Below are 25,366 nucleotides of genomic sequence, written 5' to 3'. Positions count from 1 at the left end.
GCTGCCCCCACGGCACGCGCGGGGGAGCGTCAGACGCCGTTCCAGAACGAGACCAGGGCCGCCGCGGTCTCCACCGGCCGGGCCGTGTTGGGGGAGTGCTCGGCGTCCTCGATGACGGTGCGCCGGGCGCCGAGCCGTCGCGCCATGTCGTCCAGCAGCGGCACCGGCCAGACGTCGTCGCGCTCGCCCGAGATCACGTGCACGGGCAGGGCCAGCGAGGCGAGCTCGGCCACCCGGTCCGGCTCTGAGGACAGCTGCGCCCCGGTGGCGATCAGCTGGGCCGGGTCGTGGCGCATCCAGCGGCGGCGCAGGTCCTCGCCGTCACCGGTGTCCGCGTCCTCGGGCGGGTCCATCGCGCGCATCATCCGCCACACCTCGGCCATGGTCCAACGGCCGAGCGCGTCGCTGAGCAGCCGCGCCTTCTTCTGCTGGGCGGGGTCGATCTCGGCGGGACCGGACGACATCAGGGTCAGCGAGCGGAAGGGCGAGGCGTCCCGCAGCACGGCCGCGCGGGCGATCTGCCCGCCCAGGGAGTGCCCGAGCAGATGGATGCCGCCGGATGCCGGAACGTCGTCGACGGCGGCGGCCTGCGCCAGCACGTCAAGGGCCAACTCCGCCTGGACGTAAGCCTCTTGACGGCCGTCCCCTTCGGTCTCGTACTGCCCGCGGCCATCGAGGGAGAGCACGCGGAACCCGGCCTCGGCGAGGGGTTCGAGCAGCGCGATGAAGTCCTCCTTGCTGCCGGTGTACCCGGGCAGCAGGAGGGCGGTGGAGTGCGCGCCGGCAGCCGGCGTGGCGTCCAGCGCGGCGAAGTCCCCGCGCTCGGTACGCAGTACGCGGGCACGGGCACAGGGGGGCGGGGTGAAGGTGGGCGGCCGGCTCATGGGGCCGAGCGTATCCCCGGGGGCCCGGACATGCCCGGGCGGACGTACGGCCCCGGCCCCCGCACTGCGGGGACCGGGGCCGTACGAAGGTGACTGCGGCCGGGGATCAGCCCTCGGTCGTCTCGGTGGCGGCAGCCGCCGCGCGGGAACGGCGCCTGCGCGGCTTCGCGGGAGCCGCCTCGCCGTCCGTCGCCACGGTCACCGCGGCGGCCTCCGCCTTCTCCGCGGCGGCACGCGGCCGACGACGGCGCGGCTTGGTCTCCGCGGCCTCCTCGACGGCGGCCGTGTCGGCGACGGCCTCGGTCTTCGGCTTCGCCGCGCTCCGGGTGCTGCGGCGCGCCCTGGTCTGCGGCACGGGCTCGGAGACCGGGGCGATCTGGAAGTCGACCTCGTCGGCCGGCTTCACGACACGGGCCCGGCGGCGCGGCTTGGTGGCCACGGGCTCCGCCGCCTGTGCGGCGACGGCCACGGTCTGGAAGTCGACCACGGGCTCGGCGGCCGGGGCCTGCGCGACGGCAGGCTTCGTGGCCGTGGCCGTGGCCGTGGCGCGCGTGCGGCGACGGCGGGGCTTCTCCTCCGCGGCGGGCTCGGCTTCGGGTACGACCACGGGCTCGGCGGCCGGGGCCTCCACCACGGTCACCGCGGCCTCCGCCACGGCTTCGGCGGCGGCGCGGGTGCGGCGACGGCGGCGCGGGGTGCGCGGCTCCGACGTGTCCTCACCGGCCGCCCCGTCGGCGGGTGCCGGCACGGTGACGGCGCCCTCCTCGAGGGAGCTGCCGCCGCGGGTGCGACGACGCTGGCGCGGCGTGCGCGGCGCGCGCTCCTCACGGGGCGCGGCGGCGGCGGGGGCGGACTTGCGGCCGCGGCCGCCCGTCTCGCCGAGGTCCTCGATCTCCTCCGCCCGCAGACCCGCGCGGGTCCGCTCCGCACGCGGCAGCACACCCTTGGTGCCGGCCGGGATGCCGAGGTCCTCGTACAGGTGCGGAGAGGTGGAGTACGTCTCCGGCGGGTCGGGGAACTTCAGGTCCAGCACCTTGTTGATCAGCTGCCAGCGCGGGATGTCGTCCCAGTCGACCAGCGTGATCGCGGTGCCCTTGGCGCCCGCGCGGCCGGTACGGCCGATGCGGTGGAGGTAGGTCTTCTCGTCCTCCGGCGACTGGTAGTTGATGACATGGGTCACACCCTCGACGTCGATGCCGCGCGCGGCGACATCGGTGCAGACGAGGACGTCCACCTTGCCGTTGCGGAAGGCGCGCAGCGCCTGCTCACGGGCGCCCTGGCCGAGGTCGCCGTGGACCGCGCCGGACGCGAAGCCGCGCTTCTCCAGCTGCTCCGCGATGTCGGCGGCCGTCCGCTTCGTACGGCAGAAGATCATCGCGAGTCCGCGGCTCTCGGCCTGCAGGATGCGGGAGACCATCTCGGGCTTGTCCATCGAGTGGGCGCGGTAGACGTACTGCGCCGTGTTCTTGACGGTCGTGCCCTCGTCGTCGGGCGAGGTGGCGTTGATGTGCGTCGGCTGCGACATGTACCGGCGCGCCAGGCTGATGACCGCACCGGGCATGGTCGCGGAGAACAGCATGGTCTGGCGCTTCGGCGGCAGCATCGTGATGATGCGCTCGACGTCGGGCAGGAAGCCCAGGTCGAGCATCTCGTCGGCCTCGTCCAGGACGAGGGCGCGGATGTGCGAGAGGTCGAGCTTGCGCTGGCCTGCGAGGTCGAGGAGCCGGCCCGGGGTGCCGACGATCACGTCGACGCCCTTCTTGAGGGCCTCGACCTGGGGCTCGTACGCCCGGCCGCCGTAGATCGCGAGGACGCGGACGTTACGGACCTTGCCGGCGGTCAGCAGGTCGTTGGTGACCTGCTGGCAGAGCTCGCGGGTGGGGACGACGATGAGCGCCTGCGGCGCGTCCGTCAGTTTCTCGGGCGCCGCGCGGCCCGCCTCGACGTCGGCGGGGACGGTCACGCGCTCCAGGAGCGGGAGGCCGAAACCGAGCGTCTTGCCGGTGCCGGTCTTGGCCTGGCCGATGACGTCGGAGCCGGAGAGCGCCACGGGGAGCGTCATCTCCTGGATGGGGAAGGGGGACGTGATGCCGACCGCCTCGAGGGCTTCGGCCGTCTCGGTAAGGATTCCGAGGTCGCGGAACGTAGTCAGGGTGCTGCCTCTTCTGTGAGACGCGGCCCGAAGGCGAACGCTGGGGGTCGTACCGTGCCGGGGTTGGTCATCCGGCCGTGGATGGGCCGGGTGGCGCGGGACCACTGCCGTCGCTCGAGCGTTCGTGCCGCTGAGGGGGCCCCTCATCTGCGGTCGTACATGGTGTACGCCCCGCGTGGAGGGCTGTCGGGTCGGAGCCGATCGGGCCACCGACCGGGCATCCTCATTCAAGGTCGCGCTCGTGGCACAGGAAATGCTCAGCAAGCGCAATACCACTGTACCCCGGATTCGCGCATACGTGTCGGGCGAATTCATCGGAAGGGTGTGATGTCTCCTGCCGACCGGGCCCTTACGACGTCGTCGGCTCGGGCTATTCTGCGCTTCATGGAGACGCCTGACAACGCCACTGAAGCACCGGACGAAGCGCCCGCACCGACCGGAATCGCCGCCCAGGACTGGGCCACCGCGTCCGCAGACCCGCAGTACCGCGCCGCGGTCGTGGATCTCCTGGGTGCGCTCGCCTACGGGGAACTCGCGGCTTTCGAGCGGCTCGCCGAGGACGCCAAACTCGCGCCGACACTCGGTGACAAGGCTGCACTGGCAAAGATGGCGTCCGCCGAGTTCCACCATTTCGAGCAGATCACCGACCGGCTCTCGGCCATCCAGGAGGCTCCGACGGCGGCCATGGAGCCGTTCGCGAAGGCGCTGGACGACTTCCACCGCCAGACGGCCCCGTCGGACTGGCTGGAGGGCCTGGTCAAGGCGTACGTCGGCGACTCGATCGCCAGCGACTTCTACCGGGAGATCGCGGCGCGTCTCGACTCCGACACCCGCTCCCTCGTCATCTCCGTGCTCGACGACACGGGCCACGGCAACTTCGCCGTGGAGAAGGTGCGGGCGGCCATCGAGGCGGAGCCCCGGGTCGGCGGAAGGCTCGCGCTGTGGGCGCGCAGGCTGATGGGCGAGGCGCTCTCGCAGGCCCAGCGGGTGGTGGCGGACCGCGACGCCCTCTCCACGATGCTCGTGGGCGGGGTGGCGGACGGGTTCGACCTGGCCGAGGTCGGCAGGATGTTCTCCCGCATCACCGAGGCCCACACCAAGAGGATGGCCGCCCTCGGGCTCGCCGCCTGACGGGCCCGCCGGGTCGCCGGCCGGTCGGCGACCCGCGGCCGGTCCCTACTGGACCGCAGCCGACCGTGCCGGCCGGCTGCCGCGCGGTCGGATCAGCAGGGACAGGGTCACCGCCCCGACCAGCACGGCGCCCGTGGGCGTCGCCAGGACGTGGCCCGAGCCGAGCGTCGAGTGCATCAGGTAGGCGCCGAACAGGGCACCCAGCGCACCCGTGACGAAGACCACGCGGGAGGAGGCCGGGAGACGGCCGGGCAGGTAGTGGAGCGCGGCCCAGGACAGGGCGAGCCCGAGCACGACGGAGCTGATGGATTCCCAGAGCACGGAGGGGTCACCTCGCTTGATTGCGTGGCGGTCGGTCGGTCCCAGTCGGTCCTACCCGTGGCCCGCGGAACGCAATCCTCACTCCGCTCCCGTGAACCCCACCGAGGGAAGAAGGGGAGTGGATCCGGAGCGGAAGAGGTGGAGGCCCGGCGGAATCCTCCGCCGGGCCTCCACCTCTTCCGCCGCGTCGCGCGGGCTACAGCGCGCCGAATCCGACCCGCCGGGCGCTGGGCTCGCCGATCTCCACGTAGGCGATCCGGTCGGCCGGCACCAGGACCTTGCGGCCCTTGTCGTCCGTGAGGCTGAGCAGCTGCGCCTTGCCGTTGAGCGCCTCGCTGACCGCGCTCTCGACCTCTTCGGCGGAAAGCCCGCTCTCCAGAACGATCTCGCGGGGCGTGTGCTGCACCCCGATCTTGACCTCCACGGCTATGTCCCTCCGACGGTCCGTCTCTGCGCGGTGAACCGCGCCGTACGCAGGACACATTAGCCCGGTGAAAGGACGGACCACGGGTCGACCGGCAACGCCCGCAGCGAACACCCGCCGCGGGTCACGCCCGGCTCAGTGCTGATCGGTGCCGTGCAGCGGGAACCCGGCGATGCCGCGCCAGGCCAGCGACGTCAGGAGTTGCACCGCGGAATCGCGCGGGATGCCGGACGGGCTGGACAGCCAGTACCGCGCCACGACCTGGGACACCCCGCCGAGACCGACCGCGAGCAGCATCGATTCGTCCTTGGACAGCCCCGTGTCGCCGGCGATGACGCCGGAGATGGCCTCCGCGCACTGGAGCGAGACCCGGTCGACCCTCTCGCGGACCGCCGGCTCGTTGGTCAGGTCGGACTCGAAGACCAGGCGGAAGGCGCCGCCCTCGTCCTCCACGTAGGCGAAGTAGGCGTCCATGGTCGCCTCGACGCGCAGCTTGTTGTCCGTGGTCGAGGCGAGCGCCGTGCGGACCGCCTGGAGCAGCGACTCGCAGTGCTGGTCGAGCAGGGCGAGGTAGAGCTCCAGCTTGCCGGGGAAGTGCTGGTAGAGCACCGGCTTGCTGACACCCGCCCGCTCCGCGATGTCGTCCATCGCCGCGGCGTGGTAGCCCTGGGCGACGAAGACCTCCTGCGCGGCGCCCAGCAGCTGATTGCGTCGGGCACGGCGGGGCAGCCGGGTGCCCCCGCGGGCGCGCCGCCTCTGTCTGCTCGATGGCTGTCACGCCGCCTCCCAAAATCGTGTTCGAACACAGTCGTACCGTGCACGCTGCGCCGTGGGGACATCGTACTTTTCAGTAACCCGGGTGTGCGCGGCGCGGACGCAGAATTTCACGGACCGGACGGCTGCGGAACCCGCAGACACCTCGGCCCCTGCCGCAAAGCGGTGCGTTCTACCGGTAATCGTCCTCATCCTGTGTGACGACGCGTGCCTGCTCAGCCGCGTCGGCCTCGTTCACGGTGCCGCGGTCGATGCCGGAGAGGGGTTCGTCCCGCTCGGGCCGGACGGCGGCCTGCTGCTCGGCACTGTCGGCTTCCGGTGCCTCGGGGTCCGGTGCGTCCGGCTGCGGATCCTCGAAGGTCTCCGGGTCGCTCGGGTCGACCGTCATGATGGCTCCCTTCCCTTCACTTGCAGCCTAGGAGCAACCTTCCGGGGGCGCTATGCGGCCTGTGACCGCGAACACACGAACCACCGCGTGATCATCTCGTAACATTGCCGCATGCCTTCGACCGAGCTGCCCGGTTCCCAGGCCGCCGCCGCCGCGGTGGCACCCACGGTCAGTGCCGTCCGGGTCACGGAGGGGGAGGAGTTGCGCTCCGTCGCGCTGCCCGGTCTCACCCTGACCGTCCGCTCCCGCCCGGCCGGGACCGCGGAGTCCGCTCCCGCCCTCTTCGTGCACGGCCTGGGCGGCTCCTCCCAGAACTGGTCGGCGCTGATGCCGCTGCTGACGGACACGCTCGACAGCGAAGCGGTCGATCTGCCCGGCTTCGGGGACTCCCCGCCGCCGGACGACGGCAACTACTCCGTCACCGGACACGCCCGGGCGGTGATCCGGCTGCTGGACGCCGGCGGGCGCGGGCCCGTTCATCTTTTCGGTAATTCTCTGGGCGGCGCCGTCGCCACCCGGATCGCGGCCGGCCGGCCCGATCTGGTGCGCACGCTGACGCTGATCTCCCCGGCCCTGCCCGAGATCCGGGTCCAGCGGCCCGCGGTGCCGACGGCCCTGCTCGCACTGCCGGGGGTCGCTTCCCTGTTCGCCCGGCTCACCCGGGGGTGGACCGCGGAGCAGCACACCCGTGGCGCCGTGGCACTCTGTTACGGCGATCCGGCACGAATCTCCGACGAAGCCTTCCGTCACGCGGTGGCCGAGATGGAGCGCAGGCTGGAACTGCCGTACTTCTGGGACGCCATGACGCGCTCGGCACGGGGCATCGTCGATGCCTACACGCTGGGAGGACAGCACGGGCTGTGGCGCCAGGCCGAGCGGGTGCTCGCACCGACCCTGCTCGTGTACGGCGGAAGGGACCAGCTCGTCTCGTACCGGATGGCACGCAGGGCGTCCGCGGCCTTCCGCGACTCGCGCCTGCTCACACTGCCCGACGCCGGGCACGTGGCGATGATGGAGTACCCGGAGGCGGTCGCCCAGGCGTTCCGGGAACTGCTCGACGAACGTGGCGGGAGCTGATCCGGGGCGTGGGACGACACAGCCGAAAGGGCCCCGAGGCCACACGACACGACAGCGGGGCCCCTGCCGGCGCCGCTGCGGAGCGTGGCACCGGCCGCCGACGCGGGCGGGACGCCGCGACACCGCCTCCGCGGGAAGGCGGCGATCCGTTCGGCGACGCTCCGCGGGTGCGCGGCGGGCACCCCGAACAGCGCGAGCCGGGCGGTGGCTGGGGAACCGGACCGCAGCCGCTGCACGACAGCCGGCGGGAGCCGACCGGACCTGCCGGCCAGGAGGTCTTCCGCGCCGGGCAGGCCGCCCTGGCGCGGCAGCAGGCGGCGCAGCGGGCCGATGCCGGGCGCCGCACGGCCGGTCCGGAGACCGGCGCGCTGATACCGGGCCCGCGCCGGGAGTTCCTGGAGGCGTTCGACACCACACCTTCGCGCCCCACGGCACCGGTCGCTCCCGAGGAGACGGCCCGTACCCCCGACGGGCCCGACGAGCCCGAGGGTGGCGACACCCCCGGCGCGAAGGGCGACAAGGGCGGCAAGGGCCGTACGTTCACGGGGATCGCGGCCGCCGCCGTGACCACGGTCCTCGCGGTCGTGGTGGCCGGACAGGTGGCGCAGGACACGGGCGGCGCGAGGGACGGCCGGGAGTCCGCCGGCGTCGGCCGTCAGGACTCCGACGACACCTCACGCTCGGTGGACCGGACGGCCCCTCAGACGCAGAAGCGGGAGGTCAAGCCCCTGTCCTACGCGCAGAAGATGGCCACCGCCTTTCCGCTGGCGCCCGACCTGAAGGCGTCCGGGAAGTTCGACGCGGTGCCGGGGCTGGCGAAGGCGCCGGGCAAGGGCCACATGTACCGGTACCGGATCGATGTCGAGCACGGACTCGGTCTCGATTCCGGGCTGTTCGCCGAGGCCGTGCACAAGACGCTCAACGACGACCGCAGCTGGGCGCACAACGGCGCCATGACCTTCGAGCGGATCTCGTCGGGCGAGCCGGACTTCGTGATCACCCTCGCGAGTCCGGGCACGACGGCGGACTGGTGCGAGAAGTCGGGGCTGGACACCACGGAGGACAACGTCTCCTGCGACTCGGCCGCCACGGACCGCGTGATGATCAACGCGTACCGCTGGGCGCAGGGTGCCTCGACCTTCGGGCCGGACAAGCTGCTGGCCTACCGTCAGATGCTGATCAACCACGAGGTCGGCCACCGGCTGGGGCACAACCACGTGAGCTGCCGCACGCCCGGCGCCCTGGCGCCCGTGATGCAGCAGCAGACCAAGACCCTGGACCTGGACGGCGTCAAGTGCCGCCCCAACCCCTGGGTGTACCCGGGAAGTTGAGCCGGCCGAAGGCCGGGTCGTCCACATGGTGGGACGAACGTCTCATTGCGCGTTGACATCGGGGGAGGGCGTCGTTCATATTTCTCCGCATGTCACGCAGCCCCGCATCCTCCGAGCGCGCCGCCCTTGAGCTGGCGCTCCTCGGCGTGGCCGGGCACTGCGTAGCCGACATTCTCTGTCGCTGACGCCTGCTCGAGCGCGCGTCGGCCACCCCCTGAGGAGCCCTTTCGGCTCCTCGGCCGTTCTTCTGCCGCGCCCGGGCGTATTCCGTCCGCAGGCGCGGCAGTTCGGTTTCTCCGGTTCCTTCCCTCCCCACCGGGCAGGACCTGCTGCGCCCGTGCGGACCTGTCTCCTCACCCTGCCGCAGTACACCGAGAGGTCATCTTCCGATGAGTCAGCCGTCCGTCATATCGCGCCGCGTGGCAACCGCCGCCGCTGTCAGTCTCGCCCTGGTCGCCGGTCTCGCGGCCTGCGCAGGCCCCCAGAGCAACGACGACGGGGGCGACGGAGCCGGCTCCGGAGCTTCGGGCAAGCCGCGGAAGGGTGGCACCCTCACGGTCCTCAACAGCAACCCGCAGGAGGACTTCGACCCCGCGCGGCTCTACACCTCAGGCGGCGGCAACGTCCCCTCCCTGGTGTTCCGCACCCTCACCACCCGCAACCGCGAGAACGGCGAGGCGGGCGCCCAGGTCGTCCCCGACCTGGCCACCGACCTGGGCACGCCCAGCAAGAACGCCACCGTCTGGACGTACACCCTCAAGGAGGGGCTGAAGTACGAGGACGGGACCGCCATCACCAGCGCGGACATCAAGTACGGCATCGAGCGGTCGTTCGCCGCCGAACTCTCCGGCGGTGCGCCCTACCTGCGTGACTGGCTGATCGGCGGCGCCGACTACCAGGGCCCCTACAAGGACGAGAAGGGCCTCGACTCCATCGAGGTCCCGGACGACAGGACCATCGTCTTCCACCTGAACAAGCCCGAGGGCGAGTTCCCGTACCTCGCCACCCAGACCCAGACGACCCCTGTGCCGAAGGCCAAGGACACCGGTACCAAGTACGAGGAGCACCCGGTCTCCTCGGGCCCGTACAAGGTCGTCTCGAACGAGAACGACGGCGAGCGGCTCGTCCTGGAGCGCAACCCGCACTGGTCGGCCGCCACCGACGAGGAGCGCAAGGCCTACCCGGACAGGATCGACGTACGCTCCGGACTCGACTCCGCCGTCATCAACCAGCGGCTCTCCGCCTCGCAGGGCGCCGACGCCGCCGCCGTCACCACCGACACCAACCTCGGCCCGGCGGAGCTCGCCAAGGTCTCCGGCGACAAGAAGCTCGCCGCCCGCGTCGGCACCGGCCACTTCGGCTACACGAACTACATCGCCTTCAACCCCAAGGTGAAGCCCTTCGACGACCCGAAGGTGCGCCAGGCGATCTCCTACGCCGTCGACCGCTCCTCCGTGATCAACGCCGCCGGCGGCTCCTCGCTCGCCGAGCCCGCCACCACCTACCTGCCGAACCAGAAGTCCTTCGGCTACACGCCCTACGACCACTTCCCTGCGGGCGAGACGGGCAACGCCGCGAAGGCCAAGGAGTTGCTGAAGGAGGCCGGTCACCCCGACGGCCTGAAGATCACCCTCACGCACTCCAACGACAAGGACTTCGAGACCAGCCCGGAGATCGCCACGGCGATCCAGGCCGCCCTCAAGAAGGCCGGCATCACCGTCGAGCTCAAGGGCCTGGAGAGCAACGACTACTCCGACACCATCCACAGCGCGTCCAAGGAGCCGGGCTTCTTCCTCGCGCACTGGGGTGCCGACTGGCCCTCCGGCGGCCCGTTCCTCGCGCCGATCTTCGACGGCCGACAGATCGTGAAGGACGGAGCCAACTTCAACACGGCCTTCCTCGACGACGCCTCGGTCAACAAGGAGATCGACGAGATCAACAAGCTCACCGACCTGAAGGCCGCCGCCACGCGCTGGGGCGCGCTCGACAAGAAGATCGGCGAGCAGGCACTGACGGTGCCGCTCTTCCACCCGGTCTACAAGCGGCTCTTCGGCCAGGACGTCAAGAACGTGGTCATCAGCGACTGGACCGGCGTGCTCGACATCTCCCAGGCCGCGGTCAAGTAACCATGTCCGAAGCACTTCTGGCCCAGGAGGCGGGAGCGGCGCCCCTCGCCGCCCCCGCCTCGGGGGCCCGGCAGTTCTGGCGGCGGCTGCGCGCACAGCGCGCGGCCACCGCCGCGGCCGTCGTGGTCCTCCTGCTCTTCCTGACCGCGCTCTGCGCGCCCCTGCTCGCCGCGCTGGCCGGCCAGGACCCCGACACCTTCCACCCCGACCTCGTCGACTCGGCGGCCGGCGGGGTGCCCATGGGCTCCTTCGGCGGCATCGGCGCTGACCACTGGCTCGGCGTCGAACCGCAGACCGGCCGCGACCTGTTCGCCCGCATCGTCTACGGGGCCCGGGTCTCGCTGGGCGTGGCCGTCGCCGCGACCCTCCTCCAGGTCACGATCGGCGTGGTGGTCGGACTCGCGGCGGCCCTCGGCAGCCGACGGCTCGACCAGGTCCTCAGCCGCATCACCGACATCAACGTCGCCCTGCCGCTCATGGTCATCGCCCTGGGACTGCTCGCCGTCGTACCGCCCTCGTTCCCCCGGCCCGTCCTGATCGCGCTGGTCATCGGCGGTATCAACTGGGCGGGCACGTCGAAGATCGTGCGCGCCCAGGCGCTCGCCCTGAAGACCCTCGACTTCGTCTCGGCGGCCCGGCTCAGCGGACGCGGACGGTGGAGCATCGCCCGGCGCGAACTGCTGCCGTCGCTCGCCGCGCCCGTCATCACGTACGCCGCGCTGCTCTTCCCCGTCAACATCACCGTCGAGGCGGCCCTGTCCTTCCTCGGCGTCGGCATCAAACCGCCCACACCGTCCTGGGGACAGATGCTCACCGAGGCCGACACCTGGTACCAGTCGGCCCCCACCTACCTCCTGCTGCCGGCCGGGCTGCTCTTCGTCACCGTGCTCTCCCTGACCGTCCTCGGCGAGGGCGTACGCACGGCGCTCGACCCCAGGGCCGCGTCCCGGCTGAGCGTCGGCACGGGCCGCGAGGAACACACGAAGGAGCGGGCGTCGTGACCGGTTTCCTGCTGCGACGGCTCGGCGGGGCCGTCTTCGTGCTCCTCTCCCTGACCGTCGTCCTGTACGCCGTCTTCTACGTGGCCCCGGGCGACGTGGCCCAGATCGCGTGCGGTCCGCGCTGCTCGCCCGCCCAGGTCGCCCAGGTGACCGAGCAGCTCCGGCTCGACGACCCCGTGTACACCCAGTACTGGCACTTCCTCCAGGGCATCGTCGCGGGGCGGGACTTCTCCACCGGGACCGGCGTGGACCACTGCTCCGCACCCTGCCTCGGGGTCTCGTACCAGAGCGACCAGCAGGTCACGCGGCTGATCCTCACCAAGCTGCCGGTGACCGGCTCGCTCGTCGTCGGCGCGTTCCTCTGCTGGATCCTGCTCGGCGTCGGCACCGGCGTCCTGTCGGTGTGGCGGCGGGGCCGGATCACCGAGCGACTCCTGACCTGGCTGACCCTGGCCGGCACGGCGACGCCCGTCTTCGTCATCGGCCTGCTGCTCATCATCATCTTCTGCTCCACGCTGCAGTGGCTGCCGTCGCCGACCTACGTGCCCTTCACCGAGGACCCGGAGCAGTGGGCCTGGGGGCTGCTGCTGCCCTGGGTGTCCCTGGCGCTCATCGAGTCCGCCAAGTACGCCCGCCTGACCAGGAGCTCCATGCTGGAGACGCTCGCCGAGGACCACGTGCGCACCTTCCGCGCGTACGGCGTCAGCGAGCGGGCCGTCATCGGGCGGCACGCGCTGCGCGGCGCGGTCGCACCCGTGATCGCGCTCAGCGCGCTCGACTTCGGCAGCATGTTCGGCGGCGCGGTCCTGACCGAATCGCTCTTCGGGATCCCGGGAATCGGACGCGAACTCGTCCACGCCGTCAAGGTCGTCGACCTGCCGGTGGTCGTCGGCATGGTGCTGGTGACCGGCTTCTTCGTGGTGCTCGCCAATGCCGTCGCGGACATGCTGTACGCGCTGGCCGACCGACGGGTGGTCCTGTCATGACAACACCGCTGGTCCAGGTCGAGGACCTCACCATCGACTTCGGTACCGTCCGCGCCGTGGACGGACTCTCCTTCACACTGGAGGCGGGCGGCGCCCTCGGCGTCGTCGGGGAGTCCGGCTCCGGCAAGAGCGCGTCGGCCTCCGCGCTGCTCGGACTGCACCGGGGCACGGGCGCCCGGGTCACCGGGACCGTCCGCGTCGCCGGTACGGACGTGGGATCCGCCGACGAGGCGGCACTGCGCGCGCTGAGGGGGGCGAAGGCGGCGATGGTCTTCCAGGACCCGCTCTCCTCCCTCGACCCCTACTACACGGTCGGCGACCAGATCGCCGAGGTCTACCGGGTGCACAACTCCGTCTCCCGGCGGGCGGCCCGGGCCCGGGCCGTGGAGGTCCTCGACCGGGTCGGCATCCCCGACGCGGCCCGCCGCTCCCGGTCCCGTCCGCACGAGTTCTCCGGCGGGATGCGCCAGCGCGCGCTCATCGCGATGGCTCTGGCCTGCGAACCCCGGCTGATCGTCGCCGACGAGCCGACCACCGCCCTCGACGTGACCGTGCAGGCGCAGATCCTGGACCTGCTGCACGACCTGCGCCGGGAGACCGGGACGGCGCTGCTGCTGGTCACCCACGACGTGGGTGTCGCCGCGGAGAGCGTCGACGACGTCCTGGTCATGCGGCACGGCCGGGCGGTGGAGCGAGGACCGGTCGCCGAGGTGCTGGGCGCGCCGCGGCAGCCGTACACCCGCGAGCTCCTGGCCTCGGTGCCCCGGGTCGACGCGAGGCGGCCCGCGGGCACCGTCCCCGGCCCGAGGACCGCGCCCCCGGACTCAGGGCCGCTCCTCGAAGCCGTCGGCCTGAGGCGCGAGTTCGGCCGGGGCGCCTCCCGCGTCACCGCCGTGGACGACGTCTCGCTCACCGTCCACGCCGGCGAGACCCTCGGCATCGTGGGGGAGAGCGGCAGCGGCAAGACGACGCTCGGCCGCATGCTCGTGCGGCTGGACGACCCGACGTCCGGCCGGCTCCGGTACGGCGGCAGGGAGATCGGCTCGCTGCCCGAGAAGGCCGTCCGCCCGTTCCGCCGCGAGCTCCAGATGGTCTTCCAGGACCCGGTCGCCTCGCTCAACCCGCGCCGTTCCGTCGGCGAGTCCGTGGCCGACCCGCTCCGCGCGGCCGGGGAGACCGACGAGGCCCGGATCCGTGACCGCGTGAGCGGACTGCTGGAGAGAGTCGGTCTCGACGCCGGCCGGTACGAGCGCTATCCGCACGAGTTCAGCGGCGGGCAGCGTCAGCGGATCGGCATCGCGCGCGTGCTCGCCGCCGAGCCGAAGCTGATCGTGTGCGACGAGCCGGTCTCCGCGCTCGACGTCACGACCCAGGCCCAGGTGATCGCGCTCCTCGGCGAACTCCAGCGCGAACTCGGTATCGGACTCGTCTTCATCGCGCACGATCTGGCCGTGGTGCGGCAGGTCAGCGACCGTGTGGCGGTGATGCGGCAGGGCCGGATCGTCGAACAGGGCGTGGTCGACGAGGTCTACGGATCACCGCGCGACGCCTACACGAGACAGCTCCTGGCCGCGGTGCCCACGCTCGACCCCGCGCACGCCGCCGCACGCCGTGCGGCCCGCTCGGAGCTGGCCGCAGCCTGACCCGACGTCACCGACCGCTCAATCGTCGCAACAGAACGCGACTGGCGCGGGAAAGTTACGCCGGTTCACCCCTTTCGGTGGTGCGACGGACAACCGTCCGTCGCACCACCTGTCTGTCCGCATACGGTCGTCCCGCTGTGAGGCCGCCGATCAACGGCGGCCACCCACAAGGGAGATCGGGGGTGTGCTCGTGCGGATCGGACTCCTCACGGACGGTGGTTATCCGTATGCGACCGGTGAGTCCAGACTCTGGTGCGACCGTCTGGTGCGCGGTCTGCCCCAGCACGAGTTCGACCTCTTCGCGCTCAGCCGCTCCGCCGACCAGGAGAAACAGGGCTGGGTCAGACTGCCCGACAGGGTCGGACGGGTGCGGACGGCGCCGATGTGGAACCACGAGCAGGACGCCCGGCACCCGCGCCGCACGGGCCGATTCGCCACCGGCCTGGGGCGCTCGTACGGACGGCGGGACCGACGGCGCTTCACGGCGCACGTGACGGCGCTCGTCGGCGCCGTCTGCGCCGGCGCGGAGACCGGGCCGGAGTGCGGCGGTACGGACGCCGGTGCGGCGTCCGGCCGCTTCACGGAAGGCCTCTACGGCCTCGCCGAGCTGGCGCGGGAACGCGGTGGACTGCACGACGCCCTGCGTTCCGAGACGAGTGCGCGCATCGTGCAGTCGGCCTGCCGCGCCCCGGGCGCCGTGCGGACCGTCCAGAGTGCCACCGTCCCCGACTACCTCTCCTTCGCCGCCGAGCTGGAGCGCGCCCTGCGCCCCCTTGCCCTCGACTGGTACGAGGAGGACGGCCTCGGCGCGGTCGACCTCTGCCATGCCGCTTCCGGCGGCACGGCGGCCCTCCCGGGGCTGCTGGCCAAACGCTTCTTCGGCGTTCCGCTGCTGGTCACGGAGCACGGAGTGCCGTTGCGGGCCCACTACCTCGCGCCCAGGGCCCCTCTCGGCGCGCCGGTGCGCGCCATGCTGGCCACCTTCCACGGGCTGCTCGCCTCCGAGGTCTACCGGCAGGCCGCGATCGTCACCCCCGGCAACACCCACGTCCGGCGCTGGCAGGAGCGGTTCGGTGCCGAACGGAACAAGCTGCGCACGGTCTACCCGGGCATGGAGGCCGAGAGGTTCGGGCACGTGGGGGAGGGCGACGACGCGGGCGGCCCCGGAACGCTGGTGTGGATCGGGCGGATCGAACCGGCCAAGGACCTGATCGCCCTGCTCCACGCCTTCAAAGAGGTGCGCGGGGCCGAGCCGGACGCCCGGCTGCGGATCTTCGGCGCGCCGGTCCAGGGTGCCGAAGGGGAGACCTACCTCGCCCACTGCAAGGCCCTCGCCGTGCAGCTCTTCCCCGACGAGGCCACGGACGCGCACACCGCCGGCGACAACCCGGTCACCTTCGAGGAGATCGGCGGCCCCGAGGTGCCCGACCTCGCGGAGGCGTACGCCGCGGGCGGTGTCGTCGTTCTGTCCAGCCTCGTCGAGGGCTTTCCCATCAGCCTGGTCGAAGCGATGTTCTGCGGGCGGGCCACCGTCTCGACGGACGTGGGCGCCGTCGTCGAAGTCGTCGGCGGTACGGGGCTCGTGGTGCCCCCGCGCAATCCGCGGGCGCTCGCCGACGCCTGCGTCGCGCTGCTGCGCGACCCGGAGCGCCGCGCGCGCCTGGGTGCGGCCGCGCGCGCCAGGGCGCTCGAACTCTTCACCGTCGAGCAGAACCTCGCGGCGTTCCGCGAGATCTACCTGGACCTGGCAGGGCACGCCCCGGCCCGGTGGGCGGCGCAGGTGGACCCCCGGGACCCGGCCGGACCCCCGCGCCCCTTCGCCACGCCCCCGGAAGCCCACGTCCTCGGCGCCCTGCCTCCCGGACCGGTCGCCGTAGGGGCCGCGGCCGGTGCCCCCCGGGTGCCGAGCTGGGCCATCGGCGCGGAGGGCGTGTGCGCGGGCGCACGCGAGGCGGGAGACAGCGATGCGTGACGACACGAACGGCCACGACCACGGAGGACCCCCGAAGGGCGGACCGGCCGGGGCCCCGGACCCGGGCACCGGGGCCGAGCCCGCGGGCAAGGGACCGGGGGCGGTCCGCTCCGCGGTCAGGGCACCCGAGATCGCGTACCACCCGGCGCGCAGATCCCCGGTCCGGCGCGGTCCCGCGGACCCCGTGAAGGTGCTCATGCACCGGCACCGGGACCTCTGCGAGAGCGCCGTCGACCCCCTGGAGATCGCGGCCGGCCTGGAAGCGCACGGCCTGACCGACCGCACCGCCGCACGCTACCGGCACCGCGACGTCTTCTCGCTCGCGGAGGAGCTCTACGCCCGCGTCCCCCTCGCGGGCAGGTCCGCCCGGGCCCACGTCACACGGCCCGGCCCGGGCGGGGAGGCGCGTGCCGGCTGGACGCTGACGGCCCTGCTGCCCGGTGCCGCCTGCCTCGCGACGGCCGGGGCGCTCAGGGCCACGGAAGGGGTGCTCGGCGGCGGAGCCAGGTGCGCGGTGACCGCCGCCGGAGCGCTGCTCGTCCTCCTCGCGCTCCGGCTCTGTCTGCGCGCGGGTCCGCTGCACGCCCGGGCCGGCGCCGGGGGCGTCACCCTGTACGTCTGCTGGCTCCTCGGCTACGCCGTGTACGGCGAAGACCTGCTCACCCAGGTCATCAGCGGCGGTCCCGACGGGCACTGGACGGCGGCGCCCGCCCCCCTCCTCGGACTCTCCGCGGCCCTCGCCCCCGCGGCCTGGTGCGCCCACCTGTTCGCCGCACACGCCCGCCGCCGGCTCGCCGGGTCACACGGGCTGTCGGAGTTCGGCGCGCGCGTACGCCCCGTGCTGTTCGGTGTCGTCGCGTTGTTCCTGTGCGCTCTGACCGGGCTGCTGTACCTCGCCGGCCTCGGCCACCCAGGGCCGGGCACCGGGCTCCTCGGGCCGGTCGCCCTCGGCGGCCTGCTGCTGGTGGCCCGCCTGCTGGCCGTGCACGGCTTCCCTGAGCCCGCCGCCACCGGGCTCGCCGCCGCCTGCGCCGTCGAGGTGGCCGCCCCCTTCCTGGTCCTCGCCGGGCGGCTGCCCGGCCTCGGCCTCCTCGCCCGGCCGGTCGACGCCGTCGTCGCCGCGGCCGGACCCGGCGGCGTGGCCGTCCTCGCCTGCGGGACCGCCGCGTCCGTGCTGCTGATCCACGCATCGGTCGCCCTCACCCGGGCGTCCGCCCACGCCTCGGCCTGACCGCCGCCCGCCCACCCCCGCGGAGCCGACGCCGCGGGTTTCCCGTACCGCACACACCTTCCTCAAGGAGACACCGGACATGACCCCCCAATCCCTCCCACCGGCAGTCAGCCGTCGGCACCGAGGGGGCGCGCGATGAGGGTTCTGCTGCTCGGAGCGAACGGGTTCCTCGGCCGCTTCGTCGCCGACCGCCTGCTCGCCGATCCCGCCGTGCACCTCACAGCACTCGGCCGCGGCGACGACGCCGACGTGCGCTTCGACCTCGCGGGCGGCAGTCCCGGAGCGCTCACCCGCTTCCTGGACGCCGTCCACCCCGGGGTCGTCGTCAACTGTGCGGGCGCCACCCGCGGCGGAGCCCGTGACCTCACCCGCCACAACACCGTCGCCGTGGCCACCGTCTGCGAGGCCATGCGCCGCAGCGGGTGCAGCGCGCGGCTCGTGCAGGTCGGCTGCGCCTCCGAGTACGGGCCCTCGCAGCCCGGTTCGTCCACCGCGGAGGACGCGGTACCCCGTCCGGGAGGCCCCTACGGCGTCAGCAAGCTCGCCGCCACCGAACTGGTCCTCGGCTCCGGTCTGGACGCGGTCGTGCTGCGGGTCTTCTCACCGGTGGGCCCCGGGACCCCGGCCGGCTCGCCGCTCGGCCGGCTCGCCGAGACCATGCGCCGCGCCATGCAGACCGGTGACCCCGAGCTCAAACTCAGCGGCCTCGGGGTGCAGCGGGACTTCGTGGACGTACGCGACGTGGCGCGCGCCGTGCACGCCGCCTCGCTCTCGGCCGCCCAGGGCGTCGTCAACATCGGCACCGGCAGGGCCGTGCGACTGCGCGACGCCGCCGCGGTCCTCGCCAGGGTCGCCGGCTACCCGGGCGCGCTCCACGAGCTCGACACCCCTCCCGCCAGGCTCCCCATCGGCGCCCCGCGCACCTCCGCGGAGTCGGTCGTGGAGCACCTCGCGGCCACTCCGTCCCCCTACCCCGACGGCTGCGGTGCCTGGCAGCAGGCCGATGTGCGCACCGCCCGGGACCGGCTGGGCTGGCGCCCCCGCATCAATCTGGAGGAGTCCCTCGCGGACATCTGGATGGAGGCCGCGTGCCGTATCTGACGAGCACCGGGTCCACCCTGCTGACCGGCGGGGCCGAGCAGCTCGGCGTCGGGGTGCCGGGATACGCCCACCCGCTGCTGGCGCCCGCCGAGTGGGCCGGGCTCAGCCGGCCGGGCACACCGCTGCACTGGGCCGTCCTCAACATCGACGACGGGCCCGGCACGCGGCCCGACCCGCACTGCCTGGAGGCCGCCGGCCGACTGCGCAACGCCCGTGAACGGGCCCTGCACGGGGAGGTGCCCGAGGACACCGTCCGGGCCTCGGGCGGCAGGCTGCTGGGCCACCTCGACCTCACCTTCGGCAGCCGCCCCTTCGGCGATCTGGTCGCCGACGCCCGGTCCTACCTCGACTGGTACCGCGTCGGCGGCTTCTACCTGGACCACTGCCCGGCCGGCCGCGACGGGCTCCCCGCGGTCCGCCGGCTGACCAGTACCCTCACCGCGCTCCTGGCGGACAGCGACAGCGCGGACGAGGAGGGCGGACGGCTCGTCCTGGGGCACGACACCCACCCGTACCCGGGCTACGCCGAGGCCGCCGACCAGCTGGTCACCTTCCGGGGGGCGTGGACCGACTACCGCTGGTCGCAGGTCGCCGAGTGGACCGCGTCGTACGAACCGGGCCGCTTCGCCCACTTCGTCCACGGGGTCCCGCGCACGCACCTGGAGGAGGCCATGCGCATCGCCCGCTGGCAGGGCGCGGGCACGATCTTCTTCACGGACCGGGACGGCACGAGGGGGCAGAACGACCCATTCGCGGCACTGCCCAGCTACTGGGACGAATTCGTCTCGCGGATCGGACCCGGTATCTCGGAATGAGGAGCGGCGTGGCAGTGTTACGGGAGAACAACCGTACGTAGATGAAGTACGTAGAAACCGACCACCTGCATTGTTGAGGTTCCTGTGTCGCTGCCACCCCTGGTCGAGCCAGCTGCTGAGCTCACCGTCGACGAGGTCCGCAGGTACTCCCGCCACCTGATCATCCCGGATGTCGGGATGGACGGACAGAAGCGGCTGAAGAACGCGAAGGTGCTCTGTGTCGGCGCCGGCGGCCTCGGCTCGCCGGCTCTGATGTACATGGCCGCGGCCGGCGTCGGCACGCTCGGCATCGTCGAGTTCGACGAGGTCGACGAGTCGAACCTGCAGCGCCAGGTCATCCACAGCCAGGCCGACATCGGCAAGTCCAAGGCCCAGTCGGCCAAGGAGACCGTGCAGGGGATCAACCCCCTGGTGAACGTGGTCCTTCACGAGGAGCGGCTCGAGGCCGACAACGTGATGGACATCTTCGCCCAGTACGACCTGATCGTGGACGGCACGGACAACTTCGCCACCCGCTATCTGGTCAACGACGCCGCGGTCCTGCTGAACAAGCCGTACGTCTGGGGCTCGATCTACCGCTTCGACGGTCAGGCCTCCGTCTTCTGGTCCGAGCACGGCCCCTGCTACCGCTGCCTCTACCCGGAGCCGCCGCCCCCCGGCATGGTTCCCTCCTGCGCCGAGGGCGGTGTCCTGGGCGTGCTCTGCGCGTCCATCGGTTCCATCCAGGTCAACGAGGCCATCAAGCTGCTCGCCGGCATCGGTGACCCGCTGGTCGGCCGACTGATGATCTACGACGCGCTGGAGATGCAGTACCGCCAGGTCAAGGTCCGCAAGGACCCCGACTGCGCGGTCTGCGGCGAGAACCCCACCGTCACCGAGCTCATCGACTACGAGGCCTTCTGCGGTGTCGTGTCCGAGGAGGCCCAGGAGGCGGCGGCCGGTTCCACGATCACTCCGAAGCAGCTCAAGGAGTGGATCGACGGCGACGAGAAGATCGAGATCATCGACGTCCGCGAGCCGAACGAGTACGAGATCGTCTCGATCCCGGGCTCCCGGCTGGTCCCGAAGAACGAGTTCCTGATGGGCAGCGCCCTCCAGGACCTTCCGCAGGACAGGCGCATCGTCCTGAACTGCAAGACCGGTGTCCGCAGCGCCGAGGTCCTCGCGGTCCTCAAGTCGGCGGGCTTCGCCGACGCGGTGCACGTCGGCGGCGGTGTCATCGGCTGGGTCAACCAGGTCGAGCCCGAGAAGCCGGTCTACTAGACCGGTGGCATGACGTAGGTGGGGGCCGGCTCCGGCAGACGGAGCCGGCCCCCTACGTGTGTCCGGACAGCCGGCGCGGCGCGCCAGCGGGCCCGTCCGCGTCCACCCATGTCTGCTTCCTCCCCGCGTCCCGGGCCGTCGCCCGGCGCGGTCCGGGCGGCACGTCCGCCGGGGCGTCCGACGAGCGGTCACTCGCAGACCGTTCCCGACTTCGGGACCTTCCCCTCGAGCAGGTAGGCGTCCACGGTCCGCTGCACACAGGTGCTGCCGCCGTTGTACGCCCCGTGGCCCTCGCCCTTGTACGTGAGCTCGATCCCGACCCCCTTGCCGAGCTCGGCGGCCATCGCCTTCGCGCCGGCGTACGGCGTGGCCGGGTCGCCGGTGTTGCCGACGACCAGGATCGGGGCCGAGCCGGGCGCGCTGACGTCGGGGGTGTCCTGGGCACCCGCGACCGGCCAGCCCGTGCAGGCCATCAGCCCCCAGCCGAGGTAGTCACCGAACACGGGGGAGGCCTTGCGGAACTCGGGGAGCGCCTTCCTGGTCTGCTCCAGGGTGAACCGCTGCTTGGAGTCCGCGCAGTTGATGGCCGTGTTGGCGGCGTTCGAGTTGTCGTAATGGCCGTCCTCGGAGCGGCCGTTCAGCGAGTCGGCGAGCGCGAGCAGCAGTCCGCCGTTGCCGCCGTCCGCCTCGTCGACGCCCTGTTCGAGCAGCGGCCAGGTCTCCTTGGAGTAGAGGGCCGAGACGATGCCGGTGGTGGCCTGGGTCGCGGTCAGCTCCCTTTCGCCGAGCCCCGGGACGGGCTTCTTCTCGAGCTTCGCGAGGAGCGCGGCGATCCCGTCCTGTACCTCCTTCGCGGTGGCGCCGGCGAGCCGGCAGTCGTCGCGCCGGGCGCAGTCGGCGGCGAAGTTGTCCAGGGCGAGCTGGAAGCCCTCGGCCTGGCCGAGGGAGGACTTGAGGTAGTCCTCCGTCGGGTCGACGACCGCGTCCAGGACGGCCCGGCCGACCGTCCTGGGGTACAGGTGGGCGTAGACACCGCCCAGCTCGGTGCCGTACGAGATCCCGAAGTAGTACAGCTTGTCGTCGCCGAGCACCTGGCGGAGCAGGTCCATGTCCCGGGCCGCGTTCGTCGTGCCGACGTAGGGGAGCTCCTCCCCGGAGTTCTCCTCGCAGTCGGCGATGTAGGACTTCTGGCCCTCGACGAACGCCTTCTCCTCTGCGGCGTCGTCCGGGGAGCCGTCCTGCTCGTAGCGCGCGTCGAGCGTGGCGTCGTCCGCGCACTCGATCCCCTGGCTCCGACCGACCCCGCGCGGGTCGAAGCTCACCAGGTCGTAGCGGGCGCGGAGCGAGTCGTAGGCGGTGCCGAACGACGGCAGTGTGGCGACACCGGACGCACCCGGCCCGCCGAAGTTGAAGATCAGCGATCCGATGCGCTCGTCCTTGTTCTTGGCGGCCGCGCGGATGAGGGCGAGCTCGATGGTCCGGCCCTCCGGGTCCGCGTAGTCGAGGGGGACGTCCATGAACGAGCACTGCCAGGACGTCCCGCCCGGGAGCGGTGAGGGGGACGTGCCGCTGCCCTGGGCCTCGTTGGGGGCCTGGCACGGCTTCCAGTCGAGCTTCTGGGAGGACAGGTTCCCCGGCGTCGCGGTGGGGGCCGCCGTCGAGGCGGACGACGGCGTCGAGCTCCCCGTGCCCCCGTCACCGTCGTCCGAACAGGCGGCCAGTGGCAGCAGCACGGAGGCGGTTGCGGCGAGGGCGGCGGCGCGCAGAGCGGGGGAGGTCCTCATGGACTCATCGTGCGGCGGGGCGCGGGGGACCGCGCGGGGCGGGGGCCATGCGAGTGGCGCGCCCCGCGCAGATGTTCTAGAGCTCACCCTTTCGGGTCAGTTGGTTGAAGCAGATCCAGCCGGGAAGCACCGGAAGCCACAGCGTCATCACGCGGTACAGGAGCACGGCCGGAGCCGCGACCTCCTTCGGCAGGCCCACAGCGATCAGACCCAGCGTCAGGGCGCCCTCGACCGCGCCCATGCCGCCCGGGGTGGGCGCCGCCGACCCGAGGGCGTTGCCCGCGAGGAAGACCACGGCGATGCTCGCGTAGCTGAGCTGCGGGACGTCGGGACCGCTGAAAGCGCGGATCGACGCGTCGAGGCACAGCACGAACAGCCCGGTCAGCAGCAGCATTCCGCCGATGCCGGTGATCAGCTTCTGCGGGCGCTGCACCACGTCGAGCATGCGGGGCACGACGCCGGCGAACAGCGACCGGACCCGGGTCACGACGAACTTCCGCAGGAACGGGATCGCGGTCACCACCAGCACGAGCACGGCGACCGTGAGCAGGCCCGCGATGACCGTCCTCGACGGGGTGAGCGAGTCCGGGGTCTTCTCCGTGCCGGTCAGGTACCCGAACAGGGCGAGCAGCAGGATGTGGGCGCCGAGACCGAACAGCTGGGACGCGCCCACACTCGCGACGGCGAGCCCCGGACGCACCCCGGCCCGCTGCAAAAAGCGCGTGTTCAGCGCCACACCGCCGACCGCCGCCGGGGCCACGATCTTCACGAACGACCCGGCCACCTGCGCCAGCACGGTCTTCCCGAAGGGCACCCGCTCGGGCACGAAGCCGAGCAGGCTCATGGCCGCGGCGACGTAGCTCAGGGCCGAGAAGCCCAGGGCGGCCGCCACCCAGCCCCACTCCGCCTGCTCGACGACCGTGCCGAAGTCGGCCTCGGTGACCTGCGAGATCAGGAAGTACGCGGCGATCGAACCCGCGATGAAGCTGAAGAGGGTACGCGGCTTGATGCGCTCCAGACGGACCGGCTCGACCGGCGCCTGCGGCCTGATCAGCAGCACCTGCCGGCGGATCTGAGCCAGCATGTCCTCCTCGCGGGCCTCTTCCAGGGCGTCGTCCATCGCCCGCTTCTCGGCCTGCTTCTCCGTGCGCAGCGACTTCCGGACGGCCTTGCGGTCGTTGGCCGCCGAGACGTCGTGCTCCTCGGCCTTGGCCTGCTTGGCCGCCTGCGAGGCCTCCAGCACCGCCTCACGCTCGCGCTGCGAACGCTCCCGGGCGAGCCTGCGCAGCGTCGCCCTGGTGGAGCGGCTCAGCGCGATCGGCTGGAGAAGCGGCAGGCAGTCGGCCACGGCGTCGGGCCCGAGCACGGCGAGCGCTCCGGCCACGGCGCGTTCCGCGCCCACCCGCAGCCCGGTGGTGGTGAGCAGCTGGGCGACGTCCATGCGGAGGATCAGGTCACCGGCAGCGATCTCACCGCCCCGCAGGTCCGTGACGAACACCGTGCCGGAACGATCCACCAGGACGGCGTCACCCGTGAGCCTGCGGTGCGCGATCCGCCGGGACTGGAGCGCCCGCACCTGCCGCCAGGCACCCCGCACCAGCTCGTCGGTGATCTCGTCGTCCTCCATGGCGTCCAGCGAGCGTCCGCCGATGTGCTCGTACACGAGCATCACGGCGTCCGGCCCGAGCTCGGAGGTGGCGATCAGCTTGGGTGCGTTGGCACCTGCCGCGATCGCCGCGTACGCGAGGAGCGCCTCCTGCTCGAGGGCCTGGCGCAGCGACTGGATGGAGCGGCGCTGGGTGATGCTGCGCAGGGTGAGCCTGCGCCACACCCGGTAGAAGAAGCCCTGGGCCTGCTGTTCCCGGTCGACGACCGTGACGTCCAGCGGGGGCCCGTCCTCCAGGGTCACCAGATAGCGGCGGCCGCGGTCGATCTGGTCGATGTTGTCGGGAGCGTCGTCCTCGGTGCGCATCGCGGCGACCGGGCGGAAGCCGACGTGCCGCAGGCCGGCCATCAGGTGCTGGCCGGTCGGGCGGACGTTCGGCGATCCGACGGCGTACAGGGTGCCGTACGCCACGGTCCAGCCGATCAGCACGGTGAGGACGATGGAGAACGGGGTGGTGTAGCCGCCGACCAGCATCGCGAAGGCGTCGAGGAGCAGCACCACCCAGAGCACGACCCGCCACCGGGGTCTGCGTGCCATGCCCACCGCCGTCATGTACGCGATGACGGGCGCGAGATATCCGTGCACGGGATCGGTGAGCGCGTCCCCCGGCTGGGGCTGGGTCAGGGCGTCCCGGATCGTCCCGGAGGCCGACCGCGCGACCCAGAGGTCGGTGGCCAGGGTCACCCCGTGGGCCAGTACGGCGGCGAGGACCCCGTCCGCGATCCGCAGCCCGTCGCGTTTCACCAGACGTTCGATCGCGAAGGCGACCGGCACGAGGAGGACGGCGATGCTGGACACCAGGCCCGCCAGCTTGATCAGCAGGTCGGGGGCCTGGTCGGTGCCCTTGGAGATGTCGTTCTCGAGGCCGGTGGTGGTGCCCTGGGCGAAGGCGGCGATGGAGAACAGCAGAGCGATCGCGAGGACCCCGACGAGGAGCCGCAGCAGATCGGAGGGGCGGTGGACCCGGGCGGGCAGCAGGGGCTCGTCGCCCGAGACGTGGTCGGGCAGGCCGTCGGCCGGCGCCAGCGTTGAGCCCGAGAGGTGCTCCCCGGACGGCGCGGGCGTCTCCCCGTCCCCGGGGGCGCCGGACGCACCGGGGACGTCGGGACGCGGCTCGGCGTCAGAGGCGTCCGCCGCCTTCGGTGGCTGCACGCCCTGCTCCTTAGCCTGTGAAGAATCTTCGTGGTCTCGTATCACCGGTCACCGCCCGCACGATGGTGGCACGGCCTGCAGACAGAGGGGGGCATCAGGGTGCATTGCGCGGGCGCGATGCGCAACATACGCTGCTTCGCCCCC

The 25,366-nt window shown here is 72.4% G+C and carries 20 protein-coding genes and 1 pseudogene; 13 read left to right on the top strand and 8 right to left on the bottom strand.

Annotation, left to right across the window (positions count from 1 at the left end):
* Positions 1-29 precede the first annotated feature (29 nt).
* Positions 30-884 carry an alpha/beta fold hydrolase gene (locus LWJ43_RS10965; RefSeq protein ID WP_277332095.1) on the bottom strand — a complete coding sequence of 285 codons (855 nt, stop codon included), beginning with the start codon at positions 882-884 and terminating at the stop codon, positions 30-32.
* A 106-nt stretch (positions 885-990) separates the two neighbouring features.
* Complete coding sequence (locus LWJ43_RS10960) at positions 991-2,946, bottom strand: DEAD/DEAH box helicase (protein WP_277332094.1); 1,956 nt, start codon at positions 2,944-2,946, stop codon at positions 991-993.
* Between the two features lie 474 nt (positions 2,947-3,420).
* Between LWJ43_RS10960 and LWJ43_RS10955 the strand changes: the two genes are divergently transcribed.
* Positions 3,421-4,167, top strand: coding sequence for a ferritin-like fold-containing protein (locus LWJ43_RS10955; protein ID WP_277332093.1), 747 nt, complete (start codon positions 3,421-3,423; stop codon positions 4,165-4,167).
* Between the two features lie 45 nt (positions 4,168-4,212).
* On the opposite strand, the gene LWJ43_RS10950 is transcribed toward LWJ43_RS10955, so the two are convergent.
* From LWJ43_RS10950 to LWJ43_RS10935, 4 genes and pseudogenes are all read right to left on the bottom strand, one after another.
* Complete coding sequence (locus tag LWJ43_RS10950; RefSeq protein ID WP_277332092.1) at positions 4,213-4,488, bottom strand: hypothetical protein; 276 nt, start codon at positions 4,486-4,488, stop codon at positions 4,213-4,215.
* A 196-nt stretch (positions 4,489-4,684) separates the two neighbouring features.
* Complete coding sequence (locus LWJ43_RS10945; protein ID WP_014154217.1) at positions 4,685-4,912, bottom strand: DUF3107 domain-containing protein; 228 nt, start codon at positions 4,910-4,912, stop codon at positions 4,685-4,687.
* Between the two features lie 135 nt (positions 4,913-5,047).
* Positions 5,048-5,690: pseudogene (locus LWJ43_RS10940) on the bottom strand (TetR/AcrR family transcriptional regulator).
* A 168-nt stretch (positions 5,691-5,858) separates the two neighbouring features.
* On the bottom strand, positions 5,859-6,074 hold the full coding sequence (locus LWJ43_RS10935) for a hypothetical protein (protein ID WP_277332091.1): 216 nt from the start codon (positions 6,072-6,074) through the stop codon (positions 5,859-5,861).
* A 111-nt stretch (positions 6,075-6,185) separates the two neighbouring features.
* On the opposite strand from LWJ43_RS10935, the gene LWJ43_RS10930 reads away from it, so the two are divergent.
* The 12 genes from LWJ43_RS10930 (at position 6,186) to moeZ (ending at position 20,620) form a co-directional block, all read left to right on the top strand.
* Positions 6,186-7,151, top strand: coding sequence for an alpha/beta fold hydrolase (locus LWJ43_RS10930; RefSeq protein WP_277332090.1), 966 nt, complete (start codon positions 6,186-6,188; stop codon positions 7,149-7,151).
* Positions 7,152-7,159: 8 nt separating this feature from the next.
* A complete protein-coding gene (locus tag LWJ43_RS10925) occupies positions 7,160-8,482 on the top strand; it encodes a DUF3152 domain-containing protein (protein ID WP_277332089.1) in 1,323 nt (440 codons plus the stop codon).
* An 89-nt stretch (positions 8,483-8,571) separates the two neighbouring features.
* Positions 8,572-8,667, top strand: a complete 96-nt coding sequence (locus tag LWJ43_RS32885) for an Ms4533A family Cys-rich leader peptide (RefSeq protein ID WP_315985674.1) — start codon at positions 8,572-8,574, stop codon at positions 8,665-8,667.
* Between the two features lie 204 nt (positions 8,668-8,871).
* Positions 8,872-10,608: an ABC transporter substrate-binding protein gene (locus tag LWJ43_RS10920; protein ID WP_277332088.1), complete on the top strand. Its 1,737-nt coding sequence runs from the start codon at positions 8,872-8,874 to the stop codon at positions 10,606-10,608.
* Positions 10,609-10,610: 2 nt separating this feature from the next.
* Positions 10,611-11,609, top strand: coding sequence for an ABC transporter permease (locus tag LWJ43_RS10915; RefSeq protein ID WP_277332087.1), 999 nt, complete (start codon positions 10,611-10,613; stop codon positions 11,607-11,609).
* The gene (locus tag LWJ43_RS10910; protein ID WP_277332086.1) at positions 11,606-12,595 is read left to right on the top strand and encodes an ABC transporter permease; all 990 of its coding nucleotides are present in this window, start codon (positions 11,606-11,608) and stop codon (positions 12,593-12,595) included. The genes LWJ43_RS10915 and LWJ43_RS10910 overlap by 4 nt, the downstream gene beginning before the upstream one ends.
* Positions 12,592-14,238, top strand: a complete 1,647-nt coding sequence (locus LWJ43_RS10905; protein ID WP_277332085.1) for a dipeptide ABC transporter ATP-binding protein — start codon at positions 12,592-12,594, stop codon at positions 14,236-14,238. The genes LWJ43_RS10910 and LWJ43_RS10905 overlap by 4 nt, the downstream gene beginning before the upstream one ends.
* A 190-nt stretch (positions 14,239-14,428) precedes the next feature.
* On the top strand, positions 14,429-16,210 hold the full coding sequence (locus LWJ43_RS10900) for a DUF3492 domain-containing protein (RefSeq protein WP_277335860.1): 1,782 nt from the start codon (positions 14,429-14,431) through the stop codon (positions 16,208-16,210).
* Entirely contained in the window at positions 16,203-17,441 is a 1,239-nt protein-coding gene (locus LWJ43_RS10895; RefSeq protein ID WP_277332084.1) for a hypothetical protein, read from the top strand. Before LWJ43_RS10900 ends, LWJ43_RS10895 begins: the two co-directional genes overlap by 8 nt.
* A 135-nt stretch (positions 17,442-17,576) precedes the next feature.
* Entirely contained in the window at positions 17,577-18,542 is a 966-nt protein-coding gene (locus tag LWJ43_RS10890; protein WP_277332083.1) for an NAD-dependent epimerase/dehydratase family protein, read from the top strand.
* Positions 18,530-19,357, top strand: a complete 828-nt coding sequence (locus LWJ43_RS10885) for a spherulation-specific family 4 protein (RefSeq protein WP_277332082.1) — start codon at positions 18,530-18,532, stop codon at positions 19,355-19,357. Before LWJ43_RS10890 ends, LWJ43_RS10885 begins: the two co-directional genes overlap by 13 nt.
* Before the next feature lie 84 nt (positions 19,358-19,441).
* Positions 19,442-20,620 (top strand): adenylyltransferase/sulfurtransferase MoeZ, encoded by a 1,179-nt coding sequence (gene moeZ, locus LWJ43_RS10880; protein ID WP_277332081.1) that lies wholly within the window; start codon positions 19,442-19,444, stop codon positions 20,618-20,620.
* Between the two features lie 188 nt (positions 20,621-20,808).
* Here moeZ and LWJ43_RS10875 read toward each other — a convergent pair whose 3' ends face one another.
* Both LWJ43_RS10875 and LWJ43_RS10870 read right to left on the bottom strand, forming a co-directional pair.
* Positions 20,809-22,404, bottom strand: coding sequence for an alpha/beta hydrolase (locus tag LWJ43_RS10875; RefSeq protein ID WP_277332080.1), 1,596 nt, complete (start codon positions 22,402-22,404; stop codon positions 20,809-20,811).
* A gap of 76 nt (positions 22,405-22,480) precedes the next feature.
* Positions 22,481-25,222 carry a lysylphosphatidylglycerol synthase transmembrane domain-containing protein gene (locus tag LWJ43_RS10870; protein ID WP_277332079.1) on the bottom strand — a complete coding sequence of 914 codons (2,742 nt, stop codon included), beginning with the start codon at positions 25,220-25,222 and terminating at the stop codon, positions 22,481-22,483.
* Positions 25,223-25,366 lie beyond the last annotated feature (144 nt).

The sequence above is a fragment of the Streptomyces sp. JH34 genome (assembly GCF_029428875.1).
GTDB lineage: Bacteria > Actinomycetota > Actinomycetes > Streptomycetales > Streptomycetaceae > Streptomyces.
Note: the sequence above shows the minus strand (reverse complement) of the source record. Positions and strands in the feature narration are given on the sequence as shown.

Bases quoted from the DNA above. Each gene is read 5' to 3' on its own strand.
- LWJ43_RS10920 (WP_277332088.1), top strand. From the start codon at position 8,872: ATGAGTCAGCCGTCCGTCATATCGCGCCGCGTGGCAACCGCCGCCGCT.
- LWJ43_RS10915 (WP_277332087.1), top strand. From the start codon at position 10,611: ATGTCCGAAGCACTTCTGGCCCAGGAGGCGGGAGCGGCGCCCCTCGCC.
- LWJ43_RS10930 (WP_277332090.1), top strand. From the start codon at position 6,186: ATGCCTTCGACCGAGCTGCCCGGTTCCCAGGCCGCCGCCGCCGCGGTG.
- LWJ43_RS32885 (WP_315985674.1), top strand. From the start codon at position 8,572: ATGTCACGCAGCCCCGCATCCTCCGAGCGCGCCGCCCTTGAGCTGGCG.
- LWJ43_RS10965 (WP_277332095.1), bottom strand. From the start codon at position 884: ATGAGCCGGCCGCCCACCTTCACCCCGCCCCCCTGTGCCCGTGCCCGC.
- LWJ43_RS10960 (WP_277332094.1), bottom strand. From the start codon at position 2,946: ATGACGCTCCCCGTGGCGCTCTCCGGCTCCGACGTCATCGGCCAGGCC.
- LWJ43_RS10935 (WP_277332091.1), bottom strand. From the start codon at position 6,074: ATGACGGTCGACCCGAGCGACCCGGAGACCTTCGAGGATCCGCAGCCG.
- LWJ43_RS10890 (WP_277332083.1), top strand. From the start codon at position 17,577: ATGAGGGTTCTGCTGCTCGGAGCGAACGGGTTCCTCGGCCGCTTCGTC.
- LWJ43_RS10875 (WP_277332080.1), bottom strand. From the start codon at position 22,404: ATGAGGACCTCCCCCGCTCTGCGCGCCGCCGCCCTCGCCGCAACCGCC.
- LWJ43_RS10955 (WP_277332093.1), top strand. From the start codon at position 3,421: ATGGAGACGCCTGACAACGCCACTGAAGCACCGGACGAAGCGCCCGCA.
- LWJ43_RS10905 (WP_277332085.1), top strand. From the start codon at position 12,592: ATGACAACACCGCTGGTCCAGGTCGAGGACCTCACCATCGACTTCGGT.
- LWJ43_RS10895 (WP_277332084.1), top strand. From the start codon at position 16,203: ATGCGTGACGACACGAACGGCCACGACCACGGAGGACCCCCGAAGGGC.